We start from the raw sequence: 23464 nt of genomic DNA, 5'->3' as shown, positions 1-23464 counted from the left end.
TTTTGCGGTTTATTATAAAAAAATTTTCGGTGTACCACCGTCAAACTGCGTAAAAAAAAAAGGCCGGTCGTTCATTTACGCCCGCCTTTCCATTCTTTCCTAATTTTGTTCATTCTCATTTCCCGCCTCCTGAAATTCCAATGCACTTTATTGCTTCAGAAAGGGGATATTCGTGGTACTGCGTCTGTGATGCCAGGGTTTTGGCATCTGTCCGGTACTTTTTACGAAACTCAGAAGGAGAATATTTGTAGTTTTGCCTGAAGTGTTTGATAAGATATTTTGAATCGGAAAACCCGCACTCCATCGCAATGTCAATAATCCGTTCATCGGTGCTTAAAAGAAGTTTTGCCGCTTGTTCAATCCTGCTGTAAAACAATAATTCCTGGAATGTATATCCGAACTTATTCTTAATATCATGAGATAAATGATATAAACTGATATTAACCTCTGCAGCCAGGTCTTTCAGTCCCGGATTAACGCTATGGCTGTTGTTTATATGCTCAGCCATCTGTCTGAGTCTTTCCACCTGTTTTTCCTCAAACGCTGCCTTCCCAGGCCCCCAACGCAGATAATTAAAGTTGTCCGTCAGATAGGCAAGCAGTGCCGTCAGGAGGTGTTCGGCGTCCTTTTGACGGTTAACGCCGGTTTGTTCGTTTAATATCACTGCCAGCCGGGCAATGTAATCTTTCAGCTTACCGTACTTTTCCGGCGCCTCTGCTTCATGGTAGGTGGAGCAGCAGTAGATAAAGGAATATTTGCTGTCCGGCAGGACACTTTTATAAAAGCGGTCATCGATTTGAAAAAATAGGATTTGATTCTCCTGTTCGTTTCCTTCCATACGGTGCAGTTCGCCGGCATTGACCACCGCTATGCTGCCTTCGTACAGCAAGTGATCTTCCGTGCCCATTCTGATATTGAAAGAACCCTTCAGCACCAGTATGATTTCCAGTGCGTCATGCCAGTGGTAGGGATATTTGCCGACACTCCTGACAAATGCTTTGACCGGTATTCCGTTTGCGAATTTAATTATTTCAGGGCGCACCTGTGTATCACCTGCCTCTCTGTTTTCTATCCGTGTGTCACACCGCTGAGGTTAAGCATTATTACTCCAATAATAATCATGGCTATCGCAGTGATTTTTACAGGGTTCATCTGTTCTTTGAATAGAAGATATCCGATAATTGCGATAGAAGCAGTACCTACGCCCGACCAGATTGCATAGGCAACGCCGAGGTTGATTTTCTTTAAAGCCAGTGTAAAAAGAGGCAAAATAGATATATAAAATACCATCATTAGAATTGATGGTACAATTCTTGTAAATCCGTTGGAAATCTTCATCATCACGGTTCCCGTTACTTCACATGCTATGGTAAGAAACAAATATATCCAATATTGGGCCATCTAATCTCTCCTTTATTCTGCATCGCTTGTAAATTTTTCGACAGATAAAACTACATACCAACATTTTATTCATCATCTCGGATATAGTCAAGATTTAGAGAGTATTATAAAAAGGCATTTACAGGATTTCTACATATCCTTCCGTTCCGTTCACCCGGATCCGCTGTCCGTCTTTGATCAGCCTGGTAGCGTTTTCCACGTCTACTACTGCAGGCAGGCCGTATTCTCTGGCAACTACAGAACCGTGGGTCATCATTCCGCCCACTTCCGCCACCAGACCCTTTATGGATATGAAAACCGGTGTCCAGCTGGGGTCAGTAAATGCGGTGACTAAAATATCGCCTTCCTCGATGTCGGCATCCTCCATTTTTAAAATGACCCGCGCCCGGCCTTCAATGGTTCCTGATGAAGCAGGTATGCCCGCCAAAGCACCATTCGGGATGTTGCCGGTATCGTATTCGCCGGACAAAACCTCGCCCTCGGAGGTCATAATACGGGGAGGTGTTAATTTCTCAAAGACCTCGTATTCCTCTTTTCGCTTCGTTATGATGCTGTAATCCAACCGGTTCGTACGAACGGCCTCACGGAGTTCCTCAAAGGACAGGTAGTAGATATCCTCCTTTTCCCGGATAACCCCCTTTTGCGCGAGCTTGACGGCCTCTTTCAGCAGGGCTTGCTTGATGATCCAGTAACGCCCGATCATCAAGTACTTCGGGTATTCCCTGAAGCCTGCGAAATTGCGCAAAACGCTGATCATTCTCCTTGTTTTTTTGGCCTTTTGTTTTCCAACCGGCAGCTGTTCCAAGCGGTTCAGGAGATCCTGCTCCTTCTGTTTCGCTTCCAGCAGGCCCCGCTCAAATATGGTGTTATGAGCATCCGGCTCAAAGTTTTTGATATTGCTGAAAATCATGGGAACAAGGGCGGTAGGCTGTTCGCTGAAGCGGGGTCTGGTGATATCGATCTCCCCGGAACAACGCATGCCGTATTTTTCAAGATACGCCCGTATGGATTCGCTGACAGCATTGCCGCCTTCCAACTTGGCCAGGTTTTCAAAAAAGGTTTCATTATCGGCGTGTTGTAAATACTCCATCACTGCCGGATATTGCCGGACAACGTCTGCTACATCCAAAAGCGCCAGCCCCATTTCCGAAGTGACATTGTTGGCTACCGATTGGGAAAGCGAATCTACCGCACTCTTTTCACCCAGCCATTTTTCCATGTTCTTATTAATCCAGCTCACTGCATATATCCCGGCAAAAACCGTTCCCATGCTTTGCGGGCCAGACATATCCTCTTTTAATTGCTTATGAGCTTCTATAATAAAGGCAAACAGCTCGTCTCCGGACAGGTTTTCCATCCTTTGCCGCAGATCCCGGGCAGACGCCTCGTTCCGGGACATCAGAGCCGGAACGATGGATGCATCGTTGCTGCGGTATGTCTTGATAATCTGAACGGGCAGCGCCCATGAGAAATACCCGGAACCCATACTGAAGGCTTTTTTACCACGCGCCAATGATTTCATAAAGGTTTTTCGCTTTATTATGCTCTTGATTGCGTTATGCATGAGAGGGTCCATTTTGTCTGCAGCCATAAGCACGATCTTTTGTCCAGTGGGAGAAGCCAAATCGTGCGCAATATCGAAGAACAACCTTCCGCCGACTTGAAAAAGGGGAAACTCGTCAGACAATAGCTGAAAAAAAGATAACCCCAATGGTTTCATGGCGTCGGTCATCATCTGTTGATGGCCGAAAGACATATACACATGGTTTTTCCCATCCTGCTCGTCCGGTATCGGGTAAAGAGTAGTGATCGGACGGCTCTGGACGATATAGAATTTATTTTCATACAGGCACCATTCGATATCCTGGGGGCGGCCGAAATAAGCCTCAATATGCCTGCCGATCAGCTCCAGCTTTAAGATCTGTTCGTCTCTCAGCGTTTGCAGATTCTGACGTTCGGGCTCGATCACCCTCTCCTCCGTTCCTCCTTCTTTTATAGCATAGATCGCCAGCTTCTTCGTGGAGATCTTCTTATCAACGATTCTGCCGTCACGTACCTTGTAGATATCTGCGTTTACCAGTCCGGAGACCAGGGCTTCACCGAGTCCAAAGCTTGCATCGATGGATGCAACCTTTCTGTTGGAAGTAATTGGATCGGCAGTGAACATGATCCCCGCTGCCTCCGGGAAAACCATCTTCTGGATAACCACGGACAGATGGACCTTGTTGTGGTCAAAACCGTTTTGGATGCGGTAGATCACGGCACGGTCGGTAAACAGCGATGCCCAGCACTTGCTGATGTGCCCAGGATCGCTTCCTTTCCGATAATGTTCAGGTACGTATCCTGCTGGCCTGCAAAGGAGGCCGTCGGCAGATCCTCTGCCGTAGCACTGGAACGCACGGCATAAGCATTGTTTTCACCAAGTTGTTCCAGATGACGGGTAATCTCATGATTGATGTCTTTTGGAATCGTTATTCCTTCGATGACCGTTCGTATTTTGGCGCTGATTTTACCAATCCCTTCCCTGTTGTCCGATTTCAGAAGGGACAACTGATCCAGCAATGAATGAAATTCCTCGTTATTCCCAATCATTTCTTGATACGCTTCGGTTGTGACGCAAAAGCCCTCCGGTACTTGTATCCCCTTGATCTTGGATAGTTCCCCCAGGTTTGCGCCTTTGCCCCCGACTATCGCTAATTTCGTTTTATCGGTATCCTGAAACCCAAGTACATATGAATTCATAAACATACCCCTTCCTTGATCATTTTGATTGCATCGCCCAGATTCTTTAAATACCTTTCCTTGTCTGATCCGTTCCTGAAATACTCATTTAAATTGAATGTGGAAATCATATTGATCACAAGCTCGGAATCAACTTCTGGTTTGATGAGGCCGCGCGCTTTATCACGCTCAGCCATTTTTACATATCGATCAGCGGATGATTTACGGATTTTCCTGATAAATTCACTGTTATCAATCTCCATCAGCATCGCTGCCTCGACATATCCCGGTTTCACTTTTCCTCGTTCAAGGAACTCTCTGGTTCTGCGCTCAATCACTTCAAAAACATCTGCATCCGGATCCATTCCTTCTATGTGGCTGAGTATTTCTGTCTTTTCTTTTGAAACTTCTTCTAGCATATAGAGATAGAGGTCTTCTTTATTATCAAAATACTGATAGAAACTACCTTTCGGTATACCTGCATTCTTGATGATCTGGTTAAGGGATGCCTGGCTGAAAGTCCGGATTGAGAACTCCTGCAGAGCAGCGTCGAATATTCTATCTTTCTTCTCACCACTTAAATTATAAAAAGTATTTGTTGGCATAACTTTCGTCCTCCTTTCGCAAGTGGGCAGTCATATTATTTACAAAAAGATTTACTTTTCCATATGTGACCACGTGGTCATATTATGGTTTTATTATATGACCATCTGGTCATGTTGTCAAATAATTATTAACCGCATCTAAAATAATGATCCGCCAGCTTAGCCGGCGGATCATTATTCTGCAAATTATTCTTCTTTATTCTGTCTCTGAAAGTAACAATGATCGCTCACGCAACAGCGAAGAACGGCATTCTTAAGCATCATATGCAAATTTGCACAAATGTTCCAAAATGCATTCCGCCTCATCACCTCATAAATTTTTTCAGTACTATATTATGAATCTTTATTTTTTCACGTCATCCAAGATTCAGATGCTTATATTTTTCAAGAACTTCTTATTTAAACGAACACTTCAGCCAAAGGAGCGGCGAGTCCGTCAAAAGCTTGGGAAACTGCGACCTCATCATTTTTATAAATAGCACAGCTTTCGATTTGCAAGTCTTGAAAGTCATAAATCATGATCGTTTTCTGTATGGGATCCACCACCCAGAATTCCTCTACACCGGAGAGCATATAAGTATTCAGCTTTTTTACCATGTCCTTGGACCGGGTACTAGGGGAAAGTATCTCAACAACCAGGGTTGGGGTACCCATATATCGGCCTTTTGCATTAACATTTTCCTCGATATCACAGGCAATAAGCAAATCCGGCTGGCATACGTCCGGATCTTTGATTTCCGGCTTGAAAAAGTGAACGTCAAAGGGAGCATAAAACACTTTACACTTTTTTCCCTTTAAGAACTGACTGAATATAATGTGTAAAAAGCCTGATATTTCCTGATGCTCTACTGTTGGTGACCCAAGCAGTATGATCTCCCCATCGATATACTCCATCCTCAGCTCGCTTTTTTCACTGATGTCCATGAATTCCTCATAGGACACCTTTTTTCCCCCATACTGGTAATCCAGCGCCTGCTCTTTCACCTGCATCAAATAATACCGGTCATAGTCCGACAGGTAGGGCGTCATCCGAACCGCCTTTTCCCCATTCTTGGTTATGACCACCTCATTGTTTTCATTGACATAGTCCAGATATTTTCCCAAATTCTTTTTCAGCTCAGTTGCAGTAATCGTTTTGCTGAACACATTATTTTCACTCATTTTATCACCTCCGTACGATAAAAATTATTTATCGTACGAACAACATATCACATCGTACGAATTTTGTCAATATTATCGTACGGCGAATTCGTATTCTACACACTTTTCGTCAAGATGGCCCCCCCTGCCACCAGGGGGGGCCATCTGTTACAGGATTTCTACATAGCCTTCTGTTCCGTGTACTCGAATCCGCTGCCCGTCTTTTATCAGCCTGACAGTGTTAGAAATATTAATTTTCCCATTCCTCTAAAAAAGCGTGGATTCTGTCGCTTGGCATCGCCATTCCAGAAATAAACTTTCGAAAGATATTCTCATTACCACCTAAATTTATTCCAACGACTTCCAAATCTTCATTAAGTAAAGCGCTGCCACTGCTTCCTTCTGATAATACAGCGGTATGCTTAATTATTGGATATTGCGTTTTTCCTGCTTCATCACCGAAGGGTCTTGGTTTTCTGCTGATTACTTTTCCAGCTGTAACAATATTTCTTTTACCATATGGATTACTCATAGATACAACAATATCTCCATACTTAGGCATTTCATCTGCAATTGGAAGAACTGTATAAACTTCATCAGCAATAAAACTAATTATGGCTAAATCATATTTATCATTAGAGTATTCGACTACAGCTTCGGGGAACTGCTGATAATAATTGGCTATTCCCTGAAATTCTCCTTCTTTGCTTAGATAATCTTTAAAATCCAAATCGTTATATCCCATAACAATAATCTGAGTTTTATCAATATTATCATCCTCTGTAACTACATGCTCAGCTGTAAGCGCATAATACTTATTACTTTCCTTACGGATAATGACTCCGCTAGCGCCTGCTGAGACCGATGTGGAACTACTGTTTCCTTGGTTTTTATATTTTAGTTGAACGATCTTTATATTTGCTGAAAGCGCATATTTATCAACCTTTTCAATAAGTTCTCTATGCATCGCTTGGTTTAAAGACGATTTAATAGAGGGAAGAAAAAAGGAAATAATAAGTATAACAACAACTATTATTCTAAGGACTATTTTTTTTTGTTTTGTTTTCATTGAATTTCTACATACCCTTCTGTTCCATGCACACGAATCCGCTGCCCATCTTTTATGAGCTTGGTAGCATTTTCTACTCCGATAACTGCCGGCAAGCCATATTCGCGTGCGATAACGGCTCCATGGGTCATCAGTCCGCCAACTTCGGTGACCAGACCTTTTATGGATACAAACGATGGTGTCCAACTAGGGTCAGTAAAGGAGGTGACTAATATATCTCCATCTTCTAGGTCGGCATCTTCCAGGTTTAAGATGACACGCGCCCGGCCCTCTATCACTCCGGAAGAAACAGGCAGACCGACAATAACGCCCGCCGGGAGGTTTTCTCGTTTATACTCACCTGCAATGATTTCACCATCAGACGTAATCACACGCGGGGGAGTTAGTTTTTCGTATAATTTGTACTCATCTTTTCGTTTACTAATGAGCTGGGAATCCAGTTTATTTGTGAGTACGACTTCATGAAATTCTTCAAAAGTAAGGTAGTAAATATCTTCTTTTTCATGAATAACGTTGGTTTTCACGAGTTGCTCAGCTTCTTTCAGTAAAGCCTGCTTATAAACGAAGTAGCGATGAATCATTCCGTATTTGGGATATTCACGATAACCGATGAAATTCCGAATTAAGCTGATCATTTGTTTTGTTTCTTTGGCTTTTTTTTCACCATCCGGTAATTGCTTCAATCGCTCCAATAACTCTTGTTCTTTTTTCAAAACTTCCTGCAGTCCTTGCTCAAATTTCCGCTTGCTGGCATTCGGCTCAAAGTTTTTAATATTACTAAGAATCATAGGGATAAGTGTAGTTGGTTTTTCGCTCCAACGGGCTTTCGTAATATCGATTTCTCCGACACATCTCATACCGTATTTGTTAAGGTAAGCATGGATAGCGTTCCTGATTTCCTGTCCGCCGTCAAACTGAACCAGTCCATCCAAAAAGTTGTCATCTTTTGCCTGCTGCAAATAATCAACTACTTCCGAATAAGGACGAATCACATCTGCGACATCCAATAGTGCCAGACCCATCTCCGAAGTAATATTGTTTGGTACAGATTGAGAAAGCGTATCTGCTGCGTTTTTTTCACCTAACCACTCGCTCATTTTTTCATTAATCCATGATGAAGCATTGATAGCAGTCATAAACACCGCTGTACTTTGCGGATCAAACAAAATCTTCTTTAATGTCTGGATATCTATTTACGATTTGTGCCTGTGGCTCCGGAGGCGGCGCACCTTTACTGCTTTTACCGGGACTCTGTACTGTCTTATCATTTGGTAAACATTTTATAAAATCTTGCTCTATTATGGTCATGAGCGCGTCTTTCATGAGCGGCTCGTGTTGTCCCATGGTATTTAATAAAAGTTCTCGGCTGTCAGGCGAAGCCAGCATTGGTGCAACATCGACAAACAACCTGCCACCAGCTTTAAACCTGGGTCCCATAGATGTTAACTCAAACAAAGACATCCCCAATGGTTTCAAGGGATCAGTCATCATTTGCTGATGACCAACAGATACATAGACGTGATTTTCTTGATCATTCGCTTCAGGGATGGGGTATAAAGTAGTGATGGGCCGGCTCTGGACAATATAAAACTAATCGTCAGCCAGACACCATTCGATATCCTGGGGGCTGCCGAAATGTTCTTCGACCTTTCTGCCAATGCCCTCTAGCTGTAAAATTTGCTCATCCGTCAGGACTTGCCTGTTCTGTCGCTCGGGCTCAAGCTCCTGCTTTTTTGTGCCGCCGTCTTTTAAGGCAAAAACAACCATCTTCTTGGCGGATATCTTCTGTTCCGATCATGTTCAAATACGTATCCTGCTGGCCTGCAAAGGAGGCTGTCGGTAAATCCTCTGCAGTTGCGCTGGATCGTACTGCATAGGCATTTTTTTCTCCAAGTCTGGTGAGAAGGCGGGAGATCTCTTCACGAATGTCCTCAGGGATGGCTGTCCCTTCGAGACGTAAGCGAATCTCACCGCTAAGTTCAGCGATTTGACCCCGGTCTTCCGCTTTTAGAAGCGATAGCTGATCCAGTAATCCGTTAATCGAGGACGATTCTTCAACGATTCTTTTAAAGGCTTCCGTAGAAATACAAAAACCATCTGGTACGCGTATTCCTTCAATCCTGGAAAGTTCTCCCAGGTTCGCGCCTTTCCCCCCAACAACCATGAGTTTTGTTTTGTCAATGTCCTGAAAACCAAGCACATGTAAACTCATATCTTTACCTCCTTTGGCAATTCCCCTTATGCAAAGAAATCACAAATCGTTGCCGTTTTGCCACAGCTTTAGCTTTAGCAGCAAAACGGACAGCGAAGCAAGCATGGCTTGTTCCGCTGTCATATTGCATTAACATGTTATTGCATTTAGCATTGCCAAATGAGAACAAATAGTCTACATTTACAATTTTTTATATGTTATAATTAAGGTAGAGAGAAAGATTATGGTCCCAATCAATTCCCAATCGGGTAACTTATTTTTGTGAATCCAGTATAAATAGCGATGCATCATGACCCATGAATATTTTACTTCCCTTATAGAAAGTTTTAGATTGAATATTTTTGTATCCTATATTTAACATAGTATCTGATAGCATTTCTTGATCAAAGCCGCTATGAACCAAATCCGAAACTATTTCATCATTCTTATTAAAATCAATGATTATTAAATGTCCTTCCGGATTCAAAACGTCATATAGCTTTGATAAAACTGACTGAAAATCTTCAATATGGAGCAGAACCTGCGCCATAAAAATATAATCCGTATGCAAATCCGATAGATGATCTTTTTCAAAATCAAAGCATAATGTATCTGCATTCTGTATATTAGAACCTGAAATTTTTTGCTTAATTTGATGAATCATGTTTTGTGATGTATCCAGAAACAGTATTGATTGAAACTCATTCAATAAGTTCATACCGACAAGACCAGTTCCACATCCAAAATCAATGGCATTCTTGTTGTTAGCATCAACTAAATATTCACGAATAGCATCTGATGATACCTTTGCAATTTGGGCCCTTTCAGGAGTGTCATATTGATTGGCTATCATTTCGAACTTATCCGTATTTCCCATTATTACCTCTCCAATCTGCCTTAATAAAAATCTAACTTTTATTTTAAGATTATACCAAACTTACGTCTCATTCGTAAAGTTGAAGTTAGAAGCCTAACTTTTATTAGCAGTCTGTTTGGCCGGGCCAGATCACAATGTTGTCACAATCTCTTCCAGAGTGGGGCTGTATCCATTTGAAACGTAAAAGCTGGCATATCGATTTGCAAAGATTACCCGATCCTCATCCGTTAGGCCCATCACCGTACCAAAGCAAAAGGCTGCATTGAAATTGTCTCCTGCTCCTGTTGAGATCTTTGGGTGCTCAACAAATTCACTTGGCTTGCCTGTGATTCCGTGGGATGTCACAAGGAAACTTTCCCGAATGGTGTGGATTATGACCTGGTCAATTCCAAACTCGTCACGCAACGCTTTTCCGATGGTTCCCAGTTCGGTCCCGCAGCATAGAATCCTATCGGCTATCACATGGGCTTCATTCTCATTCACACTTAATATTGACGTCCGCACTTTGGAAAAACGTCCCATCAGTTGCAAAACATCTTCAATTTCCCTATCTGTTTTCCTGGAGCAGTCACATAGGTCAAAGAACATGAACCGCTTCTTATCACAGGACTGATTTTTCAAAGCATGTTCAAATACACCCTCCCACAATCCAGGGGCGAAGGAAAGCTCGCTCCAATTGACCATAGCTGTCAGATCAGCGTTTTGAAAAAGACGGACAGCTTCACTGTCTGTGGCATCAAGCACCAGCTGCCAAGGATCCTGGGTCATCTTACAGTCCGTTGCAAAGAAAATCTTCCCATCCTGAAATTCAAAACATGTTGACTGTCCCGGCGCTGCAAATGAGTACAGTCTGCATGGCAACTCCTGAAACTCCTGCTCAATCTTGCCGTCAGCTCCCAGCATTCCGATGCAAGTCACATTCATTCCCAATCTGCCTGCACTGCGGGAAAGGTAAGGTAAATTCCCCCCAAGCTGTTTCGCTTCCTGCTTCAGTTCAATAGAGCAGCTCTTTTCGGCGCAACCGGCCAGAAACTGACCGAATTCACCTATGGTTCTAAATAGCATTTCCGGAGCATCGACAGCTGCAGTCTGACGTACGGGTCTGACAATGGTATCGATAAATCCGTCAAAGCCTACGACGATGCGTTTCTCGGCGATCTCAGCCTGCCTTTCTGACAGGTGGGAAAAGGGATTCACAGCATAGCCGCGGCTGCCTGATCCACCACCACGTAACAGTTCGGATGGTTTTGCAGCACGCTGGCCGGCACCCTGTTTGTGACCTCGCCCTTGACCGCTAGCTTAAGAATTTCTGCTTTATGCGCTCCGTTAGCGATCAGAATTACCTTCTTTGCTGCCATAATCTGACGGATTCCTTGAGAAATACCGTACTCCGGATGGAATTTTTCACCGAAATACTTCGTCATAACCTGCTTCGTCGTTTCCGACAGCGGAATAATATGTGCGTTAAGATTGAAATCTACGCCGTCCTCATTAAAGCCAAGGTGACCATTCATGCCGATTCCCAGCACCGACACATCGAGAGGACCGTAGGTTTGAATAAACTCATCCAGCGCTTTCCGTTCCTGCTGAATATCCTCCGCAGCACCGTTAATCAGGTGCATTCGGGCGAAGGGCTTATGAAGGCGGTTGATAAGATTTTCCCTGTTAAACAATCCACAGGAGCCCTCATCGCTGTTCGAAAGCCCTACCCATTCGTCCAGCGACACATAGCTCGCTTTCGATATGTCCACTTTTTCTTCGTTCACCATCTCAGCAAAGGCATGAACCATACCCACCGGCGTATCTCCGCCGGGGAAGCTGACAAGGGCTTCCGGGTTGTCCCGGATACTGACTGCCGCAAGTTCAGCTGCCTTTCTGCTCATTTCTTCGTAATCCTTACATACGATAATCTGCATTTTTCTCCCTCTCAATCAATCACGTGTATCTTTCTTAAATATTCCAGATTTCTTTTTGCAGAAAGAGCTGCCTGAGCGTTTGTCGCCCGTGGCATGTCAGATTCCACCACTGCAATACCATCAAAATTAATATCATCCAGAATTCTTTTTATTTCCTTAAAGTCGATAATTCCGTCAGGCAGATCGCACATAACGTTCATGTCAAACGCCGTATCCGAATCCAGATGCTCTGCAAGCACCTTACTGTAGACATTTCCATCCATCTGCTTGAAATGCAGATATGGTATACGTGTGGCGTATTTGCGCAAAAATTCCGGCGCCGAAGAATCTCCCTGTCTTCCGTCACCGTTGACGTAGGCGTGATGACCTGTATCAAAACAAAGATCAAGTCCGGTATAATCCATGAGTCTGATGATTTCTTCCTCTGTTTCGATTAGAGACTTGATATGTGGATGATAAACCGTCTTAATTCCGAACTCTTCCTCCGTAAAGCGCCCCAGCTTTTGAAACATATTCAGATACTTATCCCAAAGCTCTGGTGTGTAATCCATCTTTTTCTCACTGTACAGGCCAACGTCGGATTCATCCATGGTCACAAGATATTTGCCGCCTAACGAGCCGATGCGCTCACACAGTTTTTGAAGCTGCGGACGAAAGCCCTCAAAATCGTTGTATCTGTCGAACTGATAGCAGGCAGTTCCTGCACAGACGGCAAGTCCGTAATGAGCGAGAATTTCCCTCAGTTCTTCCTTATCCTGAGGCAGATAGCCGTCGGGACCAAGCTCAAGCCCTTTATATCCGATTTCCGACGCCTGGCTCAAAAACAGATCATAGGGTGTTCCGGACGGAGTTCCGTCGGCATACCATACGCCCCATGAGCACGGTGCTGTTGCAATTGTTACTTTACTCATTTCTTTCCTCACTTCTTAACATTCTATCCGACATATATGCTGAAAAATCATGAATCTCTGATTCATTGATTTTTGTCGTACTTATTTCATCTGTTCACCCATGACTTTGATAATCTCCTCAAAGAGTTTGAAGTCACCCTGGGCGTCTTCAAGAACCGTCTTCGGCTGTTTTCCCGTTTCAATACACTCTGCAAAGAGATTCAGCTCGGTCTGGAACGCATCACGGTAATCCGGCCCGTGATTTGTGGTCTTTGTTTCTTTTTCGCCGGATTCAGTAACCTGGAGTGACATTGGCTGATATCTGATATAAGGGGTCTCATATTTCACCAGTATTTTTCTGTTTTTCTGGAATATTTCAATTGCAGCGTCAAACTGAACGATATCCTGATTATTGACCAGCTCATAAACTCCCAGAAAGCCGTCGAATTCCATTACGATGACAACCTGCTCACCTCCTGCGGCAGTGGTTACAGAGTGGATTTTCTTCGGCAGTCCAAACAGTTCTCTGACCGCGGAGAAGGAATGACAGCCCAGTCCGGTCATCATCTGATAGGTCACACGCTGAGCGTCGGTTGCATCGGCTCCGATGGCACGGTCAAGATGCTCGCGTCTTCGTTTTCCGCCTTCCTGAATCACATCGGCAGGTACATCGCCCGGATAAAAGATCGGCCTTGTCTGTCCGATATAGAACGGTCCCTCACAGATAATATCCCTGAAACGGAGATATTCGGTTTTTCGCGGATCGTTTTCCATGATTTCCTTTGCTTTAAGATAAGCTTCGGCATATCTTCGCATATAACCCACCATCACCATCTGATGGGGATACTGTTTTTTCAGTTCGATGAGTTCCTGCAGCTCCTCACCGCAAAGGGTAACGGGCTTCTCTACAAATACATGTTTTCCAGCTTTTAAAGCTTTGGCCGCATACTCTCCGTGATACTGGTCGGGAGAAAGAATCAGTACGGCATCGACATCCGCCTGTTCAATAAGCTCTAAGGCTGACAGGTATCCTCCCTCGATATGGTATTTTTTCTGAATGAACTGCACCAGAGATGGCGATACGTCGGATACCGCCGTTACCTGATATTTATCGCACAGATCCTGTAAAATAGGAAGATGCATAAGCTGGGAAACCTCTCCCAGGCCGATAACCCCAAGTTTAATCATTTAATATTCCTCCATTTTGTATTGTTCTATATTATGGGGAGTCTCAAAATAGATTGAATCGAAACGCCTATGATTTTCAATCTATTTCAAGCCAACCCCTTGTATCCTTATTCTTTGACAGAGCCTGCGGTGAGACTCGATACCACCTGCTCCTGGAAAATAGCAAACACTGCGATGGACGGTATCACTGCAATGGTAACCGCTGCAAACATTGCCGTATAATTAAAGCTGAACTGGGCGGTGAAATAGCTCAGGGAGAGAGGCAGTGTTCTCGCTGACTGTCCACTTGTCAGAACCAGAGCAAAGGTAAATTCATTCCAGGAATTCAGGAATGCCAGCACAGCCGCCGAGGTCAGACCACCCTTTGCACAGGGCAGCATGATCTGGAAAAAGGTACGGACAAATCCTGCACCGTCTACATAAGCAGCTTCTTCAATGGCTTTGGGGATGGACAGAAACGTGCTTCTGAGTATGAGCAGCGACATGGGCAGATTCAGTGCCGTATAGACCAGAATCAGGCCGGCCTTGGTATCATACAATCCAAGGTGTTGAATTACGCTGTATACCGGATGCAGCAGTGCAGTCATGGGAATCACCAACGCCAGGGAAAGTATGAAATAAAGCGTGTCCCGGCCGCGGAAGGTGAACCGTGCAAATACATATGCCGCCATGGATAAAAATAATACGTTCAGCACGGTGGAAATCGCCGTAATAATAATGCTGTTCCAAAAGTAACTGAGAATCGGTGAAATTTTCAGTGCATCCACATAGCCCTTGAAGCTGAAGCTGTGCGGAAGCGCCACACCGTTTGATAAGATCTCTGCATTGGTTTTAAACGAAGACATAATGACCCAAACTATGGGGAACAGCGCCACAAATACGCAGGCAGCGAGAAACAGGTATTTGAGAACGTGCAGTATGCGTTCTTTCTCGTTCATATGTTTGAATTTCACGATTTCCTGCCTCCTTAATACTCTTCTTTGTTGACCTTGAGGGCCTTATTGATGATGGTCATGGCAATCACTCCGATTACCACGATGCAAACGCCGATGGTGTTGGCATAGCCGTAATTGTTTTCTGTTTTATATACGCCGTAAAGCTGAAGCGGAAGGTTTGTTGTTGTCTTTCCCGGCCCGCCGTTTGTAGTGATGTAAATAAGGTCAAATATCTGAAGCATATAGGTAGCTGCCATTACCATCGTTGTTCCAATGATCTTTTTCAGCATGGGCAGAACCACCATCATATCTACCTGAAACGGAGTCGCTCCGTCCACCCGTGCAGCCTCAAGCATGGATTCATCGAGAGAGAGTGCCTGGGCCAGTACCAGCGTTGTGGTATAGCCTGCAAAGAGAACCCAGATTAATGTGACGGCTGGAAATGCCGTAGCGGAATCCATCAGCCAGTTATGTGTCAGCTTTTCCAGTCCAACCGCTTTCAGCACCGAATTGACAACGCCGAACTGCGGGTTAAATATATTAAGAAAAATCATGCCGATTGCCGCATTGGATATGATATTGGGCACCATATAGGCAGTTCGAACAAACTTCCAGCCCCTCGGTTTTTTATATAGGATCAATGCGATTACAGTACCCAGGGCCACATGAAGAATGCACTGAATAAAAATCCAAATCACCGTATTGCTAAGGGCCTTAAAAAAATCCTGATCGTGAATGAGCCGAATATAATTCTCGAAGCCGATAAAAGTCATTTTCTGGGCGGACAGTCTGTAATCAAATAACGAAGTGCCAAACACCATAACCAGAGGAAGCGCATAAATCAGCAGGAAAAGAACAACTGCCGGAAGCAGAAATATCGGTATCCAGCCTTTTTTGATTTTCACAATGACTCAGTCCTTTCCGTTATTGGTTTTTGTATAAAGCAAATGGGCTGCGAAGCTACTCTGCGAGCCCATTTGCCATATCAATTATAGAAGAAAAATGTAATGAAAAATTTTGCTGTATTACTTGTTCTTTGCAGCAGCGTCTGTGAGCTTCTGGCAAAATGCCTTTGCATCCAGTTCGCCGGAGTAAAGACGAGGCAGTTCCTGACTTACCACATCAAGCAGGTTGGAGTACATGGTAGCCTGCATATTGTCGCTTCTCAGAGTCGCATTGGATGCCTTGCCGAGGAAGTCAACCAGCAGCGGATATTTTTCAGCTGCTTTATCCGTAATTTTAACAGTATCAGATGCCGGTACCATACCCTGCATTTCAAGTCCGAGCTGCTGCGCATGAGCCGATGTAAAGAACTTAACCATTGCGATTGCAGCTTCTTCTACCTTTGGATCATCCTGCTTTGTTACAAAGTAACCCTGGATCGGAGCGTCATACACGAAGTTGCCCGGATATACCGCTGATCCTACTTTATCTGCAAAACCTTCTGTTGTCTTAGTTGTATCGGAGAAATCGCCGATCATCCATGGTCCGTTTGCAATCATTGCAGCCTGACCGGAAAGGAAGTTATTGGCAGCGTTTTCATACTTACCGCCGATGGCATCCAGCGTGGTATATTCTTTGAGCATCTTCTGTACTTTTTCAACCGCCGCGATCATTTCCGGAGTATTGTAGTCCGACGGATTCATCGTCTGCATGAATTTCAAGCCATTATCTCCCGAGGTTGCAACCATTGCACCCCACCAGAGCTGAGTAACCCATGCGGAATCTGCAGTATCCATAGCCAACGGAGTAATTCCTGCTTTCTTCAGCTTATCGCACTGCTGGAAAAATTCGTCCCAGGTCTTTGCAGGTTCGGTAATTCCGGCCTTTGCGAACAGTTCCTTGTTATAGAAATAGCCAACGATGGAACCTTCCACAGAAGATGCGTAAATTTTTCCGTTACGGCTGTTGGTAGTCAGCGCTGCCGTGGAGTAGAGCGCCTTCCATTCCGTATCAGCGTTTACCTTGTCGGTCAGATCAACCACAAGATCCTTTGCAATCGCAAGATCCAGCAGATTGTAACCGCCTCCGTATACGACAGGCGGAAGATCGCCCGTACCGAGCTGTACCTTTATTTTGTCAACATAGTTTGCATCGCCGGGAACCTCTTCCAGTTTGATCTGGTATTTGCCGGCATATTCTGTGTTGAATTCTTCCACCAGTTTTGCAACTACGGGAGCAGCCGTATTGACGCCGCACTGGAACGTCGGATAATTAATGGTCACAACGCCATTGTCAGAATCTGATTCAGCGGTATCTGCACTCTTACCGCAGCCTGTAAACAACGCTGCAGTCATGACAGCCGCCATGGTCAATGCCAATAATCTCTTCTTCATGATAATCCTCCTCAATTTTAACATAGCTCGGATCGCTCCGTTTTTTTGCATTGGCTGACAAGATAACGATACACTTGACGCAGATGAAATTGTCAACCGATGTAATGTTACTATAAGTATAAAAAATAACCCATAAAAAAACTATAAAGCAAACAGATCAAAGTTTGCATTATCCTGCTTGGTTTTCGGCTCAATAAAACTCTTTTTTATAACTTTTTGAAAAAACCGGACTATTTTACTCATTTCTAGTACAATTTTGTGCAGCTTTCCCAGAGGTGTCCGAAAACGAAAGCGTATTATTTTCAATAGATTGCAAATATGATAAGATTAAAAGAAACAAGGGCACCTCCTAAAACCTGCTTTGCTCGGGCGGAGGTACTCACAAAGAAGTTAAGAGGGTTACAGGTATGAAACACAAAAAGTCTCTTGCAGTAATCGCCGTTCTGATGTGCTGCATTTTGATCATTCTGCCGATTTCCTGCACTGCCATATATTTCGGAAGTGCGGCATCTGCCAGATTAAAGGACACCGTTCGCGAAACGGTGGATTTTTATTTGAGCCAGGTTTCGGAAAGGACAGGCTCTACCCTCAATGCCATGCGCAACAGCATCTACTATCTCATGAGCGACGATGCAACACAGCAGATTATGCGCACGGAAGTTGCGCCGGATCAACTGAAGAGGCTTGAGGTTGAAGAAGGTCTGAGCCGTGCTCTTCTTGTCAGTGATACGCTGGACCCCAATGCAGTAACGGGAATCTATCTGGTAAAAGACGGTCAGCAATATTTATCCATCTTAAGAGGAGGAGAATTCATCGGAACCTCCCGCCGTGTCATGCACGTTTTCGAGACATACAAAAACGCTAATTCTGCCAGAGAACTTTTTACCGTACCGGAATACCCTGATTATTGCTATTGTATTGTAGATTATATTGACCTGGAGACGATGAAGACTTTAGGGAAAATCATCATTGAAATACGAGCTGCAAACCTTGTCGATACTTCATATATCGATACGGTTTATCAGCAGGCTAATGTAGTAGTCAGCAGAACGGACGGAGGCATTATCAGCGGAGCCGAAACTCCATTTGCCTCTGCTTTAAAAGGAAAGATCAAGGGAGACCTCAAGGGACACTATATTGACATCGACGGTGCTTCCTATTATCATACCGGCCAGTTTCTGCCACCGTCACGAGTGAGAATCGATGTATTTATTCCGAGAAATGAGATTCTGGAAACCATTCGGCAGACACTGTTTGTTTACGGACTTTTCACCGTCCTCATACTGCTGATTACCCTGCTGATCGGCGGATTCCTATTTTATATGCTGGGCAAGCCCGTCAAGCAAATGCTGAATAAAATCGACCTTCTGGCGACCGGCGACCTGTCTGTGCGCATGGAACCGACGCCTTATCGGGAAACGGAACGAATGGCAACCGCCTTCAACGACATGGCCGACCGCCTGGAGGATCTTTTCGGGGAGGTATATACCAAGGGATTGCTGCTTCGCGAAGCAGAATTCAATCTGCTGGAGTCACAGATACAACCTCATTTTATTTTCAACGTCCTTGAGTTGATCAACATGCGCTGCCTTGCCGCAAACGAATTGGGAATCTGCCGCATTGTATCCAATCTGGCCCAGCTGCTCAGGACGAATGTCACTTACAAGCATAAACAGACCATTACCTTCCAGGAAGAGCTCCTTTATGTAAGATACTATCTTGAGCTTCAAAAGGAGCGATTCGAAGAGAAGCTGAACTACGAAATTAATCTGGAAGATTCCTCCATCCTGCATTACTATCTTCCCAAGCTAACCATTCAGCCTCTGGTGGAAAACGGTATTGTCCACGGCCTGGAACGGAAAAGAGGGGGCGGCACTCTGAAAATCAGCATCTGGGAAGAAGATGAATCGGTTTGTGTCAAGGTCTCAGATGACGGTGTTGGTTTTGATACCTCCCGGATAGATCTGGAAGCAGAGTCGGATGATGGCCAGACAAGGCATAACCATGTTGCTCTTGCCAATATTAACCGCCGAATTCATCTGCTCTACGGGCAGCAATACGGCATGACGATCTCTTCCGAACCTGGAAAAGGCACCGATGTAATGCTGACTCTTCCCATAGACACGGATAACCAATCCGAAAGGAGTTTTTACGATGTTCAAAATTATGATCGTGGATAACGAAGCAGCTATCAGAAAAGGGCTTGCCCACTGCATCCGATGGGAGACACTGGACTGTGTTGTGGCAGGCCAGGCAGAGGACGGAATCGACGCACTGAATCAGATTCCAATCATTCATCCGGACATTGTAATCAGTGATATCCGTATGCCTGAAATGGACGGGCTTGAACTGGTCAGACAGCTGAATGAAACATATCCCCATATAAAGTCTATCATTCTTACGGGATTTCCGGATTTTGAATACGCACAGCGAGCTATTGAATACCGTGTGGTTCATTTTGTTCTGAAGCCTACTTCTGTTGATTCCCTTGTACAAGCAGTGGAAAAGGCAAAGGCGCTTATCGCCGAGGACAGCAGCAACCAGCATCTTGCCAGGAGACTTGCTGACCAGTCGGAACAAAATCTCATGCTGCAGCAGGGGATGCTGATTCATGATCTGATCAACGGCGCCAGCCTTTCCCAGCTCTTTGTGCTGAACCGCATCAGCCAGCTGAATCTCGATCTTACAAGCTACCACGTGCTGTGGCTGGAGATCTCACCCATCGAGGAAAATGAGAAGGATCTCCTGGTCTATCTTCAGCAGGCCCAGAGCGTCCTTGCAGACTGTCTGTCCGAATACCTAGTGCATTTCGCCCCCTTCGGCGATCAGATGTGCTATGCCATCGCTTGTACCTCCGATACCGATTCTCTGGAATTGCGGTGCCGGGAAGCCGTTGACATCATCGGCAGCTTACCTCGTTTTCTGCTTTACATCGGTATCAGCCGACACTATACCGATCCTCTGAGCATGTCCAGAGCAGCCGAAGAGGCCGGCCAGGCGGTACAGATCGCCCAGTGCTCTCCGGAGCGTCCTGTGATCAGCTATTCCCAGATGCCGGCAATTCCACAGCAGATTATGGCCCATGTTTTCGAAGACCTTAAGCTATTGAAATCTGCCATTGAAAATCAGAACATCAGCGGTACGCTCAAAATTATCACAAAGCTCTTTCAATATATCAAAGAAAATAAAATTCCTATTGAAGAGGTTCGCAATATCTGTGTTTATATTCATCAATTCTGCATCAATCCGCTGTTCTTCCACAACGCAGAGGATTATGCGGTAGAAATCGGCCTTCCGGCTTTGAAAAAGCTCATTGAGGGGGGCTCCGTGGACAGCCTTGAAAAAAATATGCTGTCGTTTGCAGAGCTGATTCTGGATCGAATGGCCTGCGACACTTCCTGTCAGGGAAATCTTATTCATACCATTAAAAACTACATCTCCCAGCATTACAGAGAAGAGCTTACACTGGAGGGGCTTGCCAGTCTCGTCTATTTAAGCCCAACCTATCTAAGCAAGCTATTCAAGCGGGAAACGGGAGAAAATCTAAGCACCTATATGCAGAATGTTCGCATTGATGCAGCCAAAACGCTGTTTCGCACTACGCCTCTGAAAACCTATGAGGTTGCTGAACGAGTGGGTATCTCCGATCCGGTTTATTTCTCCCGTATATTTAAAAAGGTTGTAGGCGTTAAGCCCAAGGACTTTCGCAAAAGCTGCGAGGATTAGACCAGAATTAAGAGTTACAGCTCTCTGGCAAGTTCGTATGAATTCCAGATGGAATACATAATATTATGTACCTTCTGGGAATCTCCAATGTTGTGGACCGGTATATCCATATCCTTTAGTTTGTCATACAATGCATTATTTTCGCGGTAGCCGATGGCTGAAATAACCGTATCAGCCGGGAATGAACGCTCTCCTTCCGGAGTTTCCGTTGTCACCTTTCCTCCCGCTATACTCTTCACAGTGCTGCTTGTATAGATATCCACCTTATGGAATGCCAGCAGATCCACAAGCATATCATGATTCATATGCGGAAGCGCACCGTGGCCGCCCAAAATGTCCTTCAGCATTTCGATGACTGTGACCTTGGAACCGTTCTGTGCCAGCCATAGAGCAGTTTCGCATCCAACCAGCCCGCCGCCGATCACAACGACATTTTTTCCGGCCTTCGCTTTTCCAAGAAGGATTTCATCTGCGGTAGTCGCAAAAGCCTCCGATCCAAACTTGCTCTGAATCGGTTTTGAACCGGTTGCCGTAATGATTTCATCCGGCTTGTAATCGGAGATATGATCCGCGGTAATCTCACAGTTCATTTTGACTTCCACATTCAGAAGTTCAAGCTGTCTCTGATACCACTTGACCAGGGCCCTGTCGTAGCGTTTGAAATGAGGCACGCTTCCCGGGATCAAATTTCCGCCGAGGCTGCCGCTCTTTTCACAGAGGGTAACGCGATGCCCCCTTTCAGCCAGCACTCTTGCCGCTTCCATTCCCGCTACACCGCCTCCGATGACAAGAATGTTTTTCTTCTTACCGGCCTGTGCAAGACCGTAAATTTTCTCTCTGCCGCAGGCCGGATTTACGGCGCAGCTTACAGGTGCGTTTGCGATTCTGCCCAAGCAGCCTTCATGACAGCCAAGGCATGGTCTGATTTCATCCAGTCTTCCGGTTCTTACTTTTTCCGGATAATACGGATCGGTCAGAAGCTGTCTCCCAAGGCCGATGATATCACAGGAATCTCCGAGAGCTTCTATTGCCATCTCGGGATTTTCCATTCTTCCGGCCAGAATGACCGGAACATCGACGTTCTGTTTTACAAGTCTGCCGAACTCTCTGTACATTCCTTCTTCGAAGTACATCGGCGGATGATTCCAGTACCAAGAATCGTAGGTTCCCGCATCTACGTTCAACGCATCATAGCCTGCCGCGACCAGAATTTTAGCCGCCTCGATTCCTTCTTCGATATCCTTGCCCGCTTCTTCATACTCTTCGCCCGGCAGCCCGCCGTGTCTGATTCCCTTCATGCAGCTTTTCAGACTGTAACGCAGGCTGACCGGAAAGTCGGGACCGCATGCAGCCTTAATGCCCTTAACGATATCGGTAGCTACTCTCAGTCGATTTTCCAATGGACCACCGTACTCGTCCGTTCTGCGGTTGAAAAGGGCTATGGCAAACTGGTCGAGAAGATATCCTTCATGAACCGCATGGATCTCAACACCGTCAAAGCCTGCCTTTTTCGCTACCACTGCAGACATGACAAATTTTTGAATCAGGTTTTTGATTTCTTCTATCGTCATTTCCCTGTGCTTGATGCGGGGATCAAATCTGTTTTCATTCTCCGAAGGAGCGATAAACTTGGTAGCAAATCCAGGCAAGGCGCTTCTGCCAAGGCCGCCGGTGAGCTGAAGAAAAATCTTTGTTCCGTATGCGTGAATTCTTTCATTCATCTGATACGCTTCATGAATAAACGCCAGCGGATTCTGAGTCGGACATGGGAGGCCAGGTCTGACCAGACCTTCAACATCCAGATCCACACTGCAGATACCGGTGATAATCAGTCCGATTCCGCCCTTTGCCCGCTCTACATAATATTCCTGCAGCCTTTGGTTCATTGCACCCAGTGCATCGGCATATCCGACAGGACCCATGGGAGCCATGGATAACTTGTTTTTTATCTGTACTTTCCCGATATATGCAGGCTCAAAAAGTTCTTTGTATTTGGTACTCATGTTTTTTCCTCCATTTCTATTCGCTTAAAAAAGTGTAACGTTGCCGTCTTCCGTGACCTCCACCGTCTGTCCCTCCTGAACCAACTCCAGGAAGCGATCGCCCAATCCGTCAACCGTAATGATCTTTGTATTTTCCCAAATATCCGCCAGCAGCACTCCCGAAATCGCCAGGGATTCTGCTGTTGCCGAAAACAGCATTGCTTTCGGCTGAATACCCATCGCTGCGATGGTCTGAATCAGCATACCTGCCGTAGTGGAGCCGATTACCTGAGGAATGCACAGGATGGCTCCCGACAGATCCTTCTGAAACAGATCCGGATTGTTCTGGTCGGTACACAGTGTCTGTTTTCCATTGGATACCAGCGCGCCCATATAGGATGAAAGCACATTGAATCCCTTTTTGGACACCATAGCATTTCCCTTGATCTGTCCCGGAATCACCGCTCTTCCCTGAAATTTTTCCATG

23 protein-coding genes are annotated in these 23464 nt (G+C 45.1%); 2 read left to right on the top strand and 21 right to left on the bottom strand.

All coding sequences use genetic code 11. The annotated features are described in order from the left end of the window. Positions 1–115: 115 nt before the first annotated feature. The 19 genes from KCX82_RS23155 to KCX82_RS15690 all read right to left on the bottom strand — a co-directional run bounded on the left by KCX82_RS23155 (position 116) and on the right by KCX82_RS15690 (position 17269). Positions 116–1042 carry an AraC family transcriptional regulator gene (locus KCX82_RS23155; RefSeq protein WP_227019451.1) on the bottom strand — a complete coding sequence of 309 codons (927 nt, stop codon included), beginning with the start codon at positions 1040–1042 and terminating at the stop codon, positions 116–118. A gap of 26 nt (positions 1043–1068) precedes the next feature. Further along, positions 1069–1401: a DMT family transporter gene (locus tag KCX82_RS15755; protein ID WP_227019450.1), complete on the bottom strand. Its 333-nt coding sequence runs from the start codon at positions 1399–1401 to the stop codon at positions 1069–1071. Between the two features lie 118 nt (positions 1402–1519). Then, positions 1520–3661 carry a phosphoenolpyruvate synthase gene (gene ppsA / locus KCX82_RS15750; protein WP_465250670.1) on the bottom strand — a complete coding sequence of 714 codons (2142 nt, stop codon included), beginning with the start codon at positions 3659–3661 and terminating at the stop codon, positions 1520–1522. Beyond that, positions 3658–4143 carry a PEP/pyruvate-binding domain-containing protein gene (locus KCX82_RS23420; RefSeq protein ID WP_465250669.1) on the bottom strand — a complete coding sequence of 162 codons (486 nt, stop codon included), beginning with the start codon at positions 4141–4143 and terminating at the stop codon, positions 3658–3660. Before KCX82_RS23420 ends, ppsA begins: the two co-directional genes overlap by 4 nt. Next, positions 4140–4727 (bottom strand): TetR/AcrR family transcriptional regulator, encoded by a 588-nt coding sequence (locus tag KCX82_RS15745; RefSeq protein WP_227019449.1) that lies wholly within the window; start codon positions 4725–4727, stop codon positions 4140–4142. The genes KCX82_RS23420 and KCX82_RS15745 overlap by 4 nt, the downstream gene beginning before the upstream one ends. Before the next feature lie 399 nt (positions 4728–5126). Continuing rightward, positions 5127–5888, bottom strand: coding sequence for a type II toxin-antitoxin system Phd/YefM family antitoxin (locus tag KCX82_RS15740; RefSeq protein ID WP_227019448.1), 762 nt, complete (start codon positions 5886–5888; stop codon positions 5127–5129). A 229-nt stretch (positions 5889–6117) separates the two neighbouring features. Then, a complete protein-coding gene (locus KCX82_RS15735; protein ID WP_227019447.1) occupies positions 6118–6936 on the bottom strand; it encodes a S1 family peptidase in 819 nt (272 codons plus the stop codon). Beyond that, positions 6933–8072: a PEP-utilizing enzyme gene (locus KCX82_RS23415; RefSeq protein WP_465250668.1), complete on the bottom strand. Its 1140-nt coding sequence runs from the start codon at positions 8070–8072 to the stop codon at positions 6933–6935. Before KCX82_RS23415 ends, KCX82_RS15735 begins: the two co-directional genes overlap by 4 nt. Before the next feature lie 22 nt (positions 8073–8094). Beyond that, a complete protein-coding gene (locus KCX82_RS23410; protein WP_465250667.1) occupies positions 8095–8424 on the bottom strand; it encodes a hypothetical protein in 330 nt (109 codons plus the stop codon). Between the two features lie 102 nt (positions 8425–8526). Continuing rightward, the gene (locus KCX82_RS23405; protein WP_465250666.1) at positions 8527–8703 is read right to left on the bottom strand and encodes a PEP/pyruvate-binding domain-containing protein; all 177 of its coding nucleotides are present in this window, start codon (positions 8701–8703) and stop codon (positions 8527–8529) included. Then, positions 8654–9148, bottom strand: a complete 495-nt coding sequence (locus KCX82_RS23400; RefSeq protein WP_465250665.1) for a PEP/pyruvate-binding domain-containing protein — start codon at positions 9146–9148, stop codon at positions 8654–8656. The genes KCX82_RS23405 and KCX82_RS23400 overlap by 50 nt, the downstream gene beginning before the upstream one ends. Positions 9149–9401: 253 nt before the next feature. Then, positions 9402–10004, bottom strand: coding sequence for a class I SAM-dependent methyltransferase (locus KCX82_RS15725; RefSeq protein ID WP_227019446.1), 603 nt, complete (start codon positions 10002–10004; stop codon positions 9402–9404). A gap of 129 nt (positions 10005–10133) precedes the next feature. Continuing rightward, entirely contained in the window at positions 10134–11201 is a 1068-nt protein-coding gene (locus KCX82_RS15720; protein ID WP_227019445.1) for a PfkB family carbohydrate kinase, read from the bottom strand. Continuing rightward, positions 11198–11920: a glucosamine-6-phosphate deaminase gene (locus KCX82_RS15715; protein WP_227019444.1), complete on the bottom strand. Its 723-nt coding sequence runs from the start codon at positions 11918–11920 to the stop codon at positions 11198–11200. The genes KCX82_RS15720 and KCX82_RS15715 overlap by 4 nt, the downstream gene beginning before the upstream one ends. An 11-nt stretch (positions 11921–11931) precedes the next feature. Then, positions 11932–12831 carry a sugar phosphate isomerase/epimerase family protein gene (locus KCX82_RS15710; protein ID WP_227019443.1) on the bottom strand — a complete coding sequence of 300 codons (900 nt, stop codon included), beginning with the start codon at positions 12829–12831 and terminating at the stop codon, positions 11932–11934. Positions 12832–12912: 81 nt separating this feature from the next. Continuing rightward, the gene (locus KCX82_RS15705; RefSeq protein WP_227019442.1) at positions 12913–13998 is read right to left on the bottom strand and encodes a Gfo/Idh/MocA family protein; all 1086 of its coding nucleotides are present in this window, start codon (positions 13996–13998) and stop codon (positions 12913–12915) included. A gap of 107 nt (positions 13999–14105) precedes the next feature. After that, positions 14106–14951, bottom strand: coding sequence for a carbohydrate ABC transporter permease (locus KCX82_RS15700; protein WP_319633360.1), 846 nt, complete (start codon positions 14949–14951; stop codon positions 14106–14108). A 14-nt stretch (positions 14952–14965) separates the two neighbouring features. Next, on the bottom strand, positions 14966–15838 hold the full coding sequence (locus KCX82_RS15695; protein ID WP_227019441.1) for a carbohydrate ABC transporter permease: 873 nt from the start codon (positions 15836–15838) through the stop codon (positions 14966–14968). Positions 15839–15958: 120 nt separating this feature from the next. Next, entirely contained in the window at positions 15959–17269 is a 1311-nt protein-coding gene (locus KCX82_RS15690) for an ABC transporter substrate-binding protein (RefSeq protein WP_227019440.1), read from the bottom strand. Positions 17270–17676: 407 nt separating this feature from the next. Between KCX82_RS15690 and KCX82_RS15685 the strand changes: the two genes are divergently transcribed. Together KCX82_RS15685 and KCX82_RS15680 are read left to right on the top strand one after the other, a co-directional pair. After that, a complete protein-coding gene (locus KCX82_RS15685) occupies positions 17677–19449 on the top strand; it encodes a sensor histidine kinase (RefSeq protein ID WP_227019439.1) in 1773 nt (590 codons plus the stop codon). Further along, positions 19424–20995 (top strand): response regulator, encoded by a 1572-nt coding sequence (locus KCX82_RS15680; RefSeq protein ID WP_227019438.1) that lies wholly within the window; start codon positions 19424–19426, stop codon positions 20993–20995. The genes KCX82_RS15685 and KCX82_RS15680 overlap by 26 nt, the downstream gene beginning before the upstream one ends. A 14-nt stretch (positions 20996–21009) precedes the next feature. Here KCX82_RS15680 and KCX82_RS15675 read toward each other — a convergent pair whose 3' ends face one another. Together KCX82_RS15675 and KCX82_RS15670 are read right to left on the bottom strand one after the other, a co-directional pair. Further along, complete coding sequence (locus KCX82_RS15675; RefSeq protein WP_227019437.1) at positions 21010–22998, bottom strand: oxidoreductase; 1989 nt, start codon at positions 22996–22998, stop codon at positions 21010–21012. A 24-nt stretch (positions 22999–23022) separates the two neighbouring features. Further along, entirely contained in the window at positions 23023–23463 is a 441-nt protein-coding gene (locus KCX82_RS15670; RefSeq protein ID WP_227019436.1) for an aconitase X swivel domain-containing protein, read from the bottom strand. Between the last annotated feature and the right edge of the window lies 1 nt (position 23464).

It is taken from the genome of Sinanaerobacter chloroacetimidivorans, from assembly GCF_018128545.1.
In the GTDB taxonomy this organism is placed as follows: Bacteria; Bacillota; Clostridia; order Peptostreptococcales; family Anaerovoracaceae; genus Sinanaerobacter; species Sinanaerobacter chloroacetimidivorans.
This window is presented reverse-complemented; position numbering and strand designations above follow the sequence as displayed.